A 13,161-nucleotide genomic window follows, 5' to 3' on the forward strand; every position below is an offset into this window, starting at 1 on the left:
AAAAACAAAATAAAACAAAAACAAAAATATCATGGTTGTTTTAAACAAACCATGATATTTTGAATGATTAGCCAAATTAGTCTAAACCGTAGTTGTAGTCCTCGTCTTGCATGGCTTCAACTTCACCAAGGAGGTAACCATTTCCGACTTGAGAGAAGAAGTCGTGGTTAGAAGTTCCTGTTGAAATACCGTTCATAACGATTGGATTGACATCATCAGCTGAATCTGGGAAGAGTGGATCTTGTCCTAGGTTCATAAGGGCCTTATTGGCATTGTAGCGAAGGAAGGTTTTAACTTCTTCTGTCCAACCAACACCGTCATAGAGGCTTTCTGTATACCCCTCTTCGTTCTCGTAGAGAGTGTAGAGCAGATCGTACATCCATTCTTTGAGCTTTTCTTGCTCTTCTTCAGGTAATTCATTGAAACCAAGTTGGAATTTGTAACCAATATAAGTTCCATGAACAGACTCATCACGGATGATCAGTTTGATGATTTCCGCAACGTTGGCCAGTTTGTTGTTACCGAGATAGTAGAGGGGCGTAAAGAAACCAGAGTAGAAGAGGAAAGTTTCAAGGAAAACGCTGGCAACTTTCTTTTCTAGTGGGCTACCATTGAGATAGATTTCATTGATAATCTCCGCTTTTCTTTGAAGGTAGGGGTTAGTGTTGGTCCATTCAAAGATTTCTTCGATTTCAGCCTTAGTATTCAAGGTCGAAAAGATAGAAGAATAAGATTTTGCGTGGACAGATTCCATAAATTGGATGTTGTTAAAAACAGCTTCTTCATGCGGTGTACGGATGTCTGAGCGAAGCGCCTGAACCCCTGTTTCTGATTGCATGGTATCAAGAAGGGTCAAACCACCAAAGACTTTTCCTACCAAGTCTTTTTCCTTGTTTGATAGTTTTCTCCAGTCGTCAAGGTCATTTGACAAGGGGATACGAGTGTCGAGCCAGAATTGCTCCGTCAGCTTTTCCCAAGTTGATTTGTCGATGACATCTTCGATGGCATTCCAGTTAATGGCTTTGTAGTAAGTTTCCATTTGAAATCTCTTTCTGTATGTAATAATGCGTTTGTCGAATCCTCTCTATTTTATCATAGTCTGAGAAGAGTATCGCACAAAAAGTCGGAAGCCCGACTTTTTAGTTTTTCATAGTATTTAAGATACTTATCAAGTTTTGTATGATGGGGAACTTAATCAGTAGTCTGAGAAAATGTGGTTGCCCCAGATAAAAATTAAATCACACAGCTTTCACATTGGTTAGCACCAACTTCTCCACCATCATCTGTAAAGGTACGGACGTAGTAGATAGACTTGATACCCTTGTTAAAGGCATAGTTACGAAGGATAGATAGGTCACGTGTCGTTTGTTTGTTTTCCTTCTTCCATTCGTAAAGACCTTTTGGAATGTCGCTACGCATGAAGAGAGTGAGTGAAAGCCCTTGGTCCACGTGCTCTGTTGCAGCAGCATAAACATCAATCACCTTACGCATATCCATGTCATAAGCAGAAGTGTAGTAAGGGATAGTATCTGTTGACAAACCTGCAGCAGGATAGTAGATTTTACCGATTTTCTTCTCTTGACGTTCTTCGATACGTTGCGTAATCGGGTGAATAGATGCAGAAACATCGTTGATGTAACTGATAGAACCATTTGGAGCTACAGCAAGGCGGTTTTGGTGATAAAGACCATCTGCTTGAACCTTTTCGCGAAGTTCAGCCCAATCAGCAGCACTTGGGATAAAGACATCTTTGAAGAGTTCTTTAACACGATCTGATTTTGGAACAAACTCGCCTGTCACATACTTGTCAAAGTAGCTACCGTTAGCATAGTCTGATTTTTCAAAGTTGTGGAAGGTGATACCACGTTCACGCGCTATGTTATTAGATTCTACCAAGGTCCAGTAGTTCATAAGCATAAAGTAGATGCTTGTAAATTCAATTGACTCAGCTGATCCGTACTCAATCAGTTGTTGGGCAAGGTAGCTATGAAGCCCCATGGCACCAAGACCAAAGGTGTGAGCCAAACTGTTTCCGTGGTCGATAGTAGGAACTGCTACGATGTGTGAACTATCTGTAACGAAAGTCAAAGCACGAACCATTGCACGGATAGAACGACCAAAGTCAGGTGAGGTCATCATGTTGACCACGTTGGTTGAACCAAGGTTACATGACACGTCTGTTCCCATTTGGAGGTATTCTTGAGCATCGTTGATCAAGCTTGGTTCTTGAACTTGAAGAATCTCAGAACACAAGTTACTCATGATAATCTTTCCATCAACAGGATTCGCACGGTTAGCCGTATCGATGTTGACTACATATGGATAGCCAGATTCTTGTTGCAATTTAGAGATTTCCGTTTCCAAATCACGCGCCTTGATTTTTGTCTTGCGAATTTTTGGATTTGCTACTAATTCATCATATTTTTCAGTGATGTCGATATAGTTGAATGGCACGCCATACTCAAGCTCTACAGAGTAAGGGCTGAAGAGGTACATTTCTTCATTTTTACGAGCCAATTCGTAGAATTTATCTGGTACCACTACACCAAGTGAAAGGGTCTTAACACGAACTTTTTCATCGGCATTTTCTTTCTTAGTGGAAAGGAAGGCGATGATATCTGGGTGAAAGACGTTGAGGTAGACTACACCAGCCCCTTGACGTTGACCCAATTGGTTAGAGTAAGAGAAGCTGTCTTCAAAAAGCTTCATAACTGGAACGACACCAGAAGCAGCTCCTTCATAACCTTTGATAGGTGCGCCAGCTTCACGAAGGTTGCTGAGGGAAATTCCCACACCACCACCGATACGTGAAAGTTGAAGAGCTGAGTTGATAGAACGTCCGATAGAGTTCATATCATCCGTTACTTGAATCAAGAAACAAGATACCAACTCCCCACGACGAGCACGACCAGCATTCAAGAAGGAAGGAGTAGCAGGTTGGTAGCGTTGGTGGATGATTTCATTGGCAATATCAGTCGCAATCGCTTCATCCCCGTCAGCAAAGTAAAGTGCATTAAAGAAGACACGGTCTTCCATACTTTCAAGGTAATATTCACCGTCATTAGTCTTCAAGGCATACTGGTTGTAAAACTTATAGGCAGCCATGAATGATTTGAATTGGAAGTTTTGGTCCTTGATGAATTGATGCAATTCTTCCAAAAACTCTGGACGGTATTTCTTGATAAATGCTGTTTCAATGTAGTTGTGTTCAATGAGGTAGTTGATTTTATCAGTAATTGAATCAAAAACCATTGTATTTGGTACTACATTTTCTTTAAAGAAGGCATCCAAGGCTTCCTTATCTTTATGAAGCATGATTTGTCCATTAACAGGACGGTTGATTTCGTTATTGAGACGGAAGTAAGTTACGTCCTCAAGATGTTTTAATCCCATAAAATTTCCCTTATCTAATTACAAAAGAAAGGCCTCTAAGTTAGCCCTAGAAGCAATCTCTTCTGGATGATGTACTAAGATTATGCTAATTGTTTCAGTTTTCCTGGTTGGAAGCCTGAAAAGACTTCAGTTGGTGTTTGGATAACAGGAGCTGCGCTGAAACCGAGCTCTTTAACTTGATCGATGTACTCTGGTTGCTCGTCGAGATTGATCTCACGATAAGCGACATTGTTGCTGTCCAAGAAACGCTTGGTCATCTTACATTGGACACAGTTGTTTTTAGAATAAACGGTTACCATTTTCGTAACTCCTCTTTCAAAATAGATTACTTTCTTAGTATATCAGAAAAAAAAACTTTGTCAAACTTTTTAAACTAAATCTTGTGCTAAAAAGTTACAGTTTCAAAAACAAAGCACAAGATATAGTGTTTTGTCAGAGTGTAAAATTGGGTTTTCATTGAACTATCAAAGTTTATCAAAACAAAAAAACTATATACTGTATATTGGTAAGATAAATAGAAGATTTTCAGCAAGTTATCTGAAAGGAAATAAAAGAAAGTCCATAAAACACTTGAAAAATAATCTAGAAGGTGATATAATACAGTCTTGTAAGGGTTATCACATATAATCCAAAAAAGAAATAACTAAAGGAGAGTCAAACTATGGCTTCTAAAGATTTCCACGTAGTGGCAGAAACAGGTATTCACGCACGTCCAGCAACATTGTTGGTTCAAACAGCTAGCAAATTTGCTTCAGATATCACTCTTGAGTACAAAGGTAAATCAGTAAACCTTAAATCTATCATGGGTGTTATGAGTCTTGGTGTTGGCCAAGGTGCTGACGTTACAATTTCAGCTGAAGGTGCAGATGCTGACGACGCAATCGCTGCTATCACTGAAACTATGGAAAAAGAAGGATTGGCATAAGGGAAATGACAGAAATGCTTAAAGGAATCGCAGCATCAGACGGTGTTGCAGTTGCAAAAGCATATCTACTCGTTCAACCGGATTTGTCATTTGAGACTGTTACAGTCGAAGATACAAACGCAGAAGAAGCTCGCCTTGATGCCGCTCTAAAAGCATCACAAGACGAGCTTTCTGTTATTCGTGAGAAAGCAGTAGGTACGCTCGGTGAAGAAGCTGCTCAAGTATTTGACGCTCACTTAATGGTTCTTGCTGACCCAGAAATGATCAGCCAAATCAAGGAAACAATCCGTGCGAAGAAAGTGAATGCAGAAGCAGGTCTGAAAGAAGTAACAGACATGTTTATCACTATCTTTGAAGGCATGGAAGACAACCCATACATGCAAGAACGTGCAGCGGATATCCGCGACGTGACAAAACGTGTATTGGCCAATCTCCTTGGTAAAAAATTGCCAAACCCAGCTTCTATCAATGAAGAAGTGATCGTGATTGCGCATGACTTGACTCCTTCAGATACAGCTCAATTGGACAAAAACTTTGTAAAAGCTTTTGTAACCAACATTGGTGGACGTACAAGCCACTCGGCTATCATGGCGCGTACGCTTGAAATTGCAGCAGTATTGGGTACAAACAACATCACTGAAATCGTTAAAGACGGTGACATTCTTGCCGTTAACGGTATCACAGGTGAGGTTATTATCAACCCAACTGATGAGCAAGCGGCTGAATTCAAGGCTGCTGGTGAAGCTTATGCGAAACAAAAAGCTGAATGGGCTCTCTTGAAAGATGCTAAAACAGTAACAGCTGATGGTAAACACTTTGAATTGGCTGCCAACATCGGTACTCCAAAAGACGTTGAAGGTGTCAATGACAACGGTGCTGAAGCTGTTGGTCTTTACCGTACAGAGTTCTTGTACATGGATTCTCAAGACTTCCCAACAGAAGACGAGCAGTACGAAGCTTACAAGGCTGTACTTGAAGGAATGAACGGTAAACCTGTTGTTGTTCGTACAATGGACATCGGTGGAGATAAGGAACTTCCTTACTTCGATATGCCTCACGAAATGAACCCATTCCTTGGATTCCGTGCCCTTCGTATCTCTATTTCTGAGACTGGAGATGCTATGTTCCGCACACAAATCCGTGCCCTTCTTCGTGCGTCTGTTCACGGTCAATTGCGTATCATGTTCCCAATGGTTGCGCTCTTGAAAGAATTCCGTGCAGCGAAAGCAGTCTTTGACGAAGAAAAAGCAAACCTTCTTGCTGAAGGTGTTGCAGTTGCGGATAATATTCAAGTTGGTATCATGATCGAAATCCCAGCAGCAGCAATGCTTGCAGACCAATTTGCTAAAGAAGTTGACTTCTTCTCAATTGGTACAAACGACTTGATCCAATACACAATGGCAGCAGACCGTATGAATGAGCAAGTTTCATACCTTTACCAACCATACAACCCATCAATCCTACGCTTGATCAACAATGTGATCAAAGCGGCTCACGCTGAAGGTAAATGGGCAGGTATGTGTGGTGAGATGGCTGGTGACCAAAAAGCTGTTCCACTTCTTGTCGGAATGGGCTTGGATGAGTTCTCTATGTCAGCAACATCTGTCCTTCGTACACGTAGCTTGATGAAGAAACTCGATACAGCTAAGATGGAAGAGTACGCAAACCGTGCCCTTACAGAATGCTCAACAATGGAAGAAGTTCTTGAACTTCAAAAAGAATACGTTAATTTTGATTAATCAAAAAGTCCTTGCAACCCAGTTGCAGGGATTTTTTTAAATAATTTTCAAGAAAATCTTTTTTATATAAAGTCCATTCTAGAGAAAGTAGCGGTGAAGAATAAAAAAATACTTAACTGGTTCATAAATTTCTTGACAAGTTGCAAATTTAGGAGTAAACTATTAACCAGTTAATTAATAGAGAGGAGTTTCTGCAATTTAGAAATGAATTGCAAATAGAAATATTAAAAAAGAAAGAGAGTTTCGATGAAAATTAATAAAAAATACCTAGCTGGTTCTGCGGCAGCTTTAATTTTAAGTGTTTGTTCTTACGAGTTGGGACTGTATCAAGCCAGAACAGTCAAAGAAAATAATCGTGTTTCCTATATAGATGGAAAACAGGCTGCGCAAAAAACAGAGAATCTGACTCCTGATGAGGTCAGTAAAAAAGAAGGAATCAACGCAGAACAAATCGTCATCAAGATAACAGACCAAGGATATGTTACTTCGCACGGCGACCACTATCATTACTATAATGGCAAGGTCCCTTATGACGCTATCATCAGTGAAGAGTTGCTGATGAAGGATCCAAACTATCAGCTCAAGGACGAGGATATTGTCAGTGAAATCAAGGGCGGTTATGTTATCAAGGTAGATGGAAAATACTATGTTTACCTTAAGGATGCAGCCCATGCGGATAATGTCCGTACAAAAGAAGAAATCAATCGACAAAAACAAGAACATAGTCAGTATCGTGAAGGAGGGACTTCAGCAAATGATGGCGCGGTAGCCTTGGCACGTTCACAGGGACGCTACACCACAGATGATGGTTACATCTTTAATGCATCCGATATCATTGAAGATACTGGTGATGCTTATATCGTTCCTCATGGCGACCATTACCATTATATTCCTAAGAGTGAGTTATCAGCCAGCGAATTGGCTGCTGCAGAAGCCTTTCTATCTGGTCGGGGAAATCTGTCAAATTCAAGAACCTATCGCCGACAAAATAGCGATAACACTCCAAGAACAAACTGGGTACCTTCTGTAAGCAATCAGGGAACTACCAATACTAACACAAGTAACAACAGCAATACTAACAGTCAAGCAAGTCAAAGTGATGACATTGATAGTCTTTTGAAACAGCTTTACAAACTGCCTTTAAGTCAACGACACGTAGAGTCTGATGGCCTTGTTTTCGACCCAGCACAAATCACAAGTCGAACCGCCAGAGGTGTAGCTGTCCCTCATGGTAACCATTACCACTTTATCCCTTATGAACAAATGTCTGAATTGGAAGAACGAATTGCTCGCATCATCCCGCTTCGCTATCGTTCAAACCATTGGGTACCAGATTCAAGATCAGAAGAACCAAGTCCACAACCGACTCCAGAACCTAGTCCGAGTCCGCAACCTGCACCAAATCCCCAACCAGCTCCAAGCTATCCAATTGATGAAAAATTGGTTAAACAGGCGATTCGAAAAGTAGCTGATGGCTATGTATTTGAGGAGAATGGGATCTCACGTTATACTCCTGCCAAGGAACTTTCAGCAGAAACAGCAGCAGCCATTGATAGTAAACTAGCCAAGCAAGAAAGTTTGTCTCATAAACTCGGAGCTAAGAAAACCAACCTCCCATCTGGTGATCGAGGATTTTACAATAAGGCTTATGATTTACTAGCAAGAGTTCATCAAGACTTACTTGATAATAAAGGTCGACAAGTTGAATTTGAGGCTTTGGATAAACTCTTGGAACGTCTCAATGATGTCTCAAGCGATAAAGTCAAGTTAGTTGATGATATTCTTACCTTCCTAGCACCGATTCGTCATCCAGAACGTCTAGGGAAACCAAATGCGCAAATAGCTTACACAGATGATGAGATTCAAGTAGCCAAGTTGGCAGGTAAGTATACAACAGAAGACGGTTATATCTTTGATCCTCGTGATATCACAAGTGATGAGGGGGATGCCTATGTAACTCCTCATATGACCCACAGTCATTGGATTAAGAAAGATAGTTTGTCTGAAGCTGAAAGAGCGGCTGCCCAAGCTTATGCTAAAGAGAAAGGTTTAACGCCTCCTTCAACAGACCATCAGAATTCAGGAAATACAGAGGCTAAAGGAGCAGAAGCTGTCTACAATCGCGTGAAAGCAGCTAAGAAGGTGCCGCTTGATCGTATGCCTTACAATCTTCAACATACTGTGGAAGTCAAAAACGGAAGCTTGATTATTCCTCATTATGACCATTACCATAACATCAAATTTGAATGGTTTGACGAAGGTCTTTATGAGGCTCCTAAGGGGTATACTTTAGAGGATCTCTTTGCGACTGTGAAGTACTATGTCGAACATCCAAACGAACGTCCGCATTCAGATAGTGGTTGGGGCAATGCAAGTGACCATGTTCAAAGAAACCAAAATGGTCAAGCTGATAACAATCATACGGAAAAACCATCAGTAGAGAAACCTCGTACAGAAAAACCTGAGGAAGAAAAACCTCGCGAAGAGAAACCTCAGAGTGAGAAACCAGAGTCTCCAAAACCAACTGAGGAGCCAGAAGAAGAATCGCCAGAGGAATCAGAAGAACCTCAGGTTGAAACTGAAAAGGTTGAAGAAAAACTGAGAGAGGCTGAAGATTTACTTGGAAAAATCCAGGATCCAATTATCAAGTCTAATGCCAAAGAAACTCTCACGGGATTAAAGAATAACTTGTTATTTGGCTCCCAAGACAACAATACTATTATGGCAGAAGCTGAAAAATTATTGGCTTTGTTAAGGAAGAGTAAGTAGTCGTAGCAACATTTTCTAACTCCTAAAAACAGGATAGGAGAGCTAGAAAAGATAAAATCGAAAAATGAGAGCAGAATGTGAGTTCTAGTTCTCATTTTTTTCATGAAAATGTGCAAAATAACTTGACATATAGTGTAAATAAAGATAAACTATTTACTAGTTAATTAAATGGTTAAATACTAGTTAAGGAGTAATGATGAAAAAAAGAACAATCCTATTATTGATGGCCAGTTTGTTGGCTCTTGTCTTAGGAGCATGTAGTCAAAAAGAAAAACAAGAAGCAAAAGGAATGAAGATTGTAACAAGTTTTTATCCAATCTATGCCATGGTCAAAGAGGTATCGGGGGACTTGAATGATGTACGGATGATTCAGTCAAGTAGTGGGATTCACTCCTTTGAACCGTCAGCAAATGACATTGCTGCTATTTATGACGCGGATGTCTTTGTCTACCATTCTCATACGCTCGAATCTTGGGCTGGAAGTCTAGATCCTAACTTGAAAAATTCAAAAGTTAAGGTTTTAGAAGCTTCTGAAGGAATGACCTTGGAGCGTGTACCAGGTTTGGAAGATGTTGAAGCTGGTGACGGCATCGATGAAAAAACACTCTATGACCCTCACACTTGGTTAGATCCAGAAAAAGCAGGTGAAGAGGCGCAGATTATTGCGGATAAACTTTCGGAGATTGATAGTGCCAATAAGGAAACGTATCAAAAGAATGCTAAAAACTTTATCGCTAAAGCCCAAGAATTGACTAAGAAGTACCAGCCTATTTTTGAAAAAGCGAGTCAAAAGACCTTTGTTACACAACACACAGCCTTTTCTTATCTCGCTAAACGCTTTGGTTTGAAACAACTTGGGATTGCTGGTATTTCTCCTGAACAAGAGCCGAGTCCGAGACAGTTGACAGAAATCCAAGAATTTGTCAAAACCTATAAGGTTAAAACCATCTTTACTGAGAGCAATGCCTCTTCTAAAGTTGCTGAAACCTTGGTCAAATCAACAGGGGTTAGTCTGAAAACACTGAATCCTTTGGAAGCAGACCCCGAAAATGACAAAACTTACTTAGAAAATCTAGAAGAAAATATGAAAGTTCTTGCAGAAGAATTAAAATGAGGAGATGATGAAAATGAAGAAAAAGTATCTTGTGGCGGGATCGGCTTTAGTCCTTTCCCTAAGTCTTTGCATCTATGCACTGAACCAACACCAGGTAGAAGGAAACAAAGATAATAACCGTGTGTCTTATGTTGATGGGAAACAAGACTCTCAAAAAACAGAGACTCAGACACCAGATCAAGTTAGCAAAAAGGAAGATATTCAGGCAGAACAAATTGTTGTGAAAATTACTGATCAAGGCTATGTGACTTCACACGGTGATCATTTCCATTATTACAATGGGAAAGTTCCTTTTGATGCGATTTTCAGCGAAGAACTGTTGATGAAAGATGCCAATTATCAACTGAAAGACGCTGATATTGTCAACGAAATCAAAGGTGGCTACATTATCAAGGTTGATGGTAAGTATTATGTCTACCTAAAAAATGCTAGTCAAGCTGAAAATATTCGTACCAAAGAACAAATTGAAAAACAAAAACAAGGGCATACATCTGACCAAAAAAATGATTCTAAGGAAGTTGTGGCAGCTAGAGCTCAAGGACGTTATACAACTGATGACGGTTATGTTTTTAACGCTTCTGATATCATTGAAGATACAGGAGATGCTTATATCGTTCCCCACGGAGGACACTTCCATTATATTCCTAAGAGTGATCTGTCAGCGGGTGAATTAGCTGCCGCAAAGGCTTATTTATCTGGCAATAGTTCAGCTCTCAGTCAACCCTTGTCACTGACACCGAATAATGGTGTTTCTGCAGCAGATGATGGTTATGTCTTTAACCCTAATGATATTGTCAGAGATACTGGCGATGCTTATATCGTACGACATGGGGACCACTATCACTATATCCCTAAATCATCTCTTAACAATCATCAAGCACAATCTAACACTCCAAGCTTAGAAAGTCCTTCTAATTCTACACCAAATAATCCGTTACCACATGTTCACCATGAAGAAGAGGAACACGATCATGGTTTTGATGCAAATAGAATTATAAGTGAAGATTCAGAAGGTTTTGTCATGAGTCATGGTGATCACAATCATTACTTCTTTAAGAAAGATTTGACACCTGAGCAAATCAAGGCAGCACAAGATCACTTGTACGGAAATAAACATTCAGAAACTAGCCCTGATAACCACATTAGTAAACCAGAAGAACACCATCATGATAACCATGGAAACCATCATGAGGAAGAACACGATCATGGCTTTGCAGCAGATCGAGTGATAAGTGAAGATGATAAAGGATTTGTCGTTTCTCATGGAGATCACAACCACTATTTCTTTAAAAAAGATTTAACAAAAGATCAGATTAAAGCTGCTCAAGAACATTTAAACAGTCATAAAACTGAGTCTGTTAAACCTCTTGCAAAAGATGTAGAAGCATTTTCTAGAGAGGCCAGTGACAAAGAAAAAATGGAGTATATTGCTAAGACCTACGGTGTACCGCTAGAAGCCATTCGCATTTCAAATGGATTCTTTGTCTTTGGAAATCCGGATCAAGCTTATGATCCAACCCATATCCATCCCTATGCCGTTCGAAAAGAACATGTTCGTATTCCTCTCCAAACTGGAAATCCAGAACTGGATTTCCTAAATGAACTTTATACGACTGCACTACGTGATGGGGTATCTCCTTATAGTTTGCAAGTAGAAAATGGTAGTTTTGTAATTCCTCACGGAGACCACAATCACTACATCAAGGTTCAAACCAAGGGCTATGAAGTAGCTTTGAAAAATAAGATTCCGGCGCTACAATCGACCTATCAACCTGGGGCTTTTGATGAACAAACTGTTCTATCTAAAGTGGATCAACTTTTAGAATATAGCAGAAATATTTACAAAGACAAGCCTATCGCACAAAGACAGATTGAATTAGCTTTAGGTCAGTTTACTGAAAATATGAAGAAACTAGCAACCAACTCTACGGCAGGTTATCTTGCAACACTTGATCTTTTTGATAAGCAATATATCCATATTGATGAAAGTATCAAACCTGTTGAAACAAGCGCTCTAGATAAGAAATATCAGGCCTTGATTGATAAAATCAATACACTAGATACAGACTCTTATGGTCTTCCTAAGAAAGAGCTTCTCGTTCAACTTCAAGAAGCTAAATTAGCTAAAGATGAGGCTGGTTTAGCAGCGGTTGAATCACAACTTCAAGCCTTACAAGACTTTAATGATCGAACAGGTGTTACAACTGTAGAATACATCAAGTATTTCTACGAACACGTAAATGATGGTCGTTTGAGTGATGAACTGCGAAATAAAGTAGCTCAGTTGACTTGGACCTTGTATCAATCTCAATCCTTCCTTAAGGCAGCAGAATTGAACAAATTATTCCCAAGCATCTATCAGGCAAAACAAGAAGTGGAAGAAGCTTTGAAAGCTCAACCAACTACTGCAAAATCAACGCAAACAGTTCTAGATACTGAAAAAGTCGATAATCAAAGTGCCAAAACAGCTATTTATGGCTTCTTGAAAGAATTGTATGGAGACTTTATGCCTGAGGAACATGTCAACCATGTTAGCAAGGAACAAGTAGAGAGTCTCCTGAGCAAGGCAAATCAACTCTTGGAACAAATCCAAGAAGAAGGCATCAAACAATCCTTGGCAGAAGAAGTAGAAAATCTCAAAGCTGCCACAAACAAGGCTGATGCAGACTTGGATGAAGTAAATAGTCAGGTGAAAGACGTCTTGGCTCGTATCGCTAGCGCCCTTAAACAAGAGAAGGAAAATGCAGAGCAAGATCCTCAGACACTTGTTCTCTATCAAAAACTCTACGATATTCTCATGTCGCTTCACTCATATTTAGAAAATAATAAGGGTTCTGATGCAGACTTTGATAAGGTTGATGCTCTACTAGATCAGCTATCTGCTAAGAGTAAAGATAAAGCCGCTTTACTTGAATTGACAAAAGCTATTCTGGTATTAAATCAAGAAATCAAGTCAAAATCAAGCGTCGGTGAAGAAGCAACCCCAGCAAGAAATGCTGAAGCAAATAGTGGTAAGACAAGTACTGAAACTGAAACATCAGCAACTGCAGAATCTAACAGCGAAACTGCCAGCGACGAAAACAAACCGAGTAATGCAACAGATTCTAAACCATCTGAATCAACTTCAGAAAAGGAAACAACAGAATCTACAACAAGCACTGAAAATCAAGAAAAAACAGTAGAATAAAAAGAAAGACGAAGTAGCTGAGCTACCTCGTCTT

General features: G+C 39.9%; 8 protein-coding genes. 5 read left to right on the top strand and 3 right to left on the bottom strand.

Annotation, left to right across the window (positions count from 1 at the left end):
• Nucleotides 1–76: 76 nt before the first annotated feature.
• The 3 genes from nrdF to nrdH all read right to left on the bottom strand — a co-directional run bounded on the left by nrdF (nt 77) and on the right by nrdH (nt 3,692).
• Nucleotides 77–1,039 carry a class 1b ribonucleoside-diphosphate reductase subunit beta gene (gene nrdF, locus BWR56_RS04350; protein WP_000451378.1) on the bottom strand — a complete coding sequence of 321 codons (963 nt, stop codon included), beginning with the start codon at nt 1,037–1,039 and terminating at the stop codon, nt 77–79.
• Nucleotides 1,040–1,233: 194 nt separating this feature from the next.
• Nucleotides 1,234–3,393, bottom strand: coding sequence for a class 1b ribonucleoside-diphosphate reductase subunit alpha (gene nrdE / locus BWR56_RS04355; protein ID WP_076984513.1), 2,160 nt, complete (start codon nt 3,391–3,393; stop codon nt 1,234–1,236).
• 80 nt (nt 3,394–3,473) lie between these two features.
• A complete protein-coding gene (nrdH, locus tag BWR56_RS04360; protein ID WP_000259240.1) occupies nt 3,474–3,692 on the bottom strand; it encodes a glutaredoxin-like protein NrdH in 219 nt (72 codons plus the stop codon).
• A gap of 362 nt (nt 3,693–4,054) precedes the next feature.
• On the opposite strand from nrdH, the gene BWR56_RS04365 reads away from it, so the two are divergent.
• The 5 genes from BWR56_RS04365 (at nt 4,055) to BWR56_RS04385 (ending at nt 13,127) form a co-directional block, all read left to right on the top strand.
• Entirely contained in the window at nt 4,055–4,318 is a 264-nt protein-coding gene (locus BWR56_RS04365) for a phosphocarrier protein HPr (protein ID WP_000146948.1), read from the top strand.
• A 5-nt stretch (nt 4,319–4,323) separates the two neighbouring features.
• Entirely contained in the window at nt 4,324–6,057 is a 1,734-nt protein-coding gene (gene ptsP, locus BWR56_RS04370) for a phosphoenolpyruvate--protein phosphotransferase (protein ID WP_076984514.1), read from the top strand.
• 246 nt (nt 6,058–6,303) lie between these two features.
• A complete protein-coding gene (locus BWR56_RS04375; RefSeq protein ID WP_076984515.1) occupies nt 6,304–8,826 on the top strand; it encodes a pneumococcal-type histidine triad protein in 2,523 nt (840 codons plus the stop codon).
• 196 nt (nt 8,827–9,022) lie between these two features.
• Nucleotides 9,023–9,940: a metal ABC transporter solute-binding protein, Zn/Mn family gene (locus BWR56_RS04380; protein WP_076984516.1), complete on the top strand. Its 918-nt coding sequence runs from the start codon at nt 9,023–9,025 to the stop codon at nt 9,938–9,940.
• Nucleotides 9,941–9,947: 7 nt separating this feature from the next.
• On the top strand, nt 9,948–13,127 hold the full coding sequence (locus BWR56_RS04385; protein WP_071850952.1) for a pneumococcal-type histidine triad protein: 3,180 nt from the start codon (nt 9,948–9,950) through the stop codon (nt 13,125–13,127).
• Nucleotides 13,128–13,161: the final 34 nt, after the last annotated feature.

This window comes from Streptococcus oralis (assembly GCF_001983955.1).
In the GTDB taxonomy this organism is placed as follows: domain Bacteria; phylum Bacillota; class Bacilli; order Lactobacillales; family Streptococcaceae; genus Streptococcus; species Streptococcus jiangnanensis.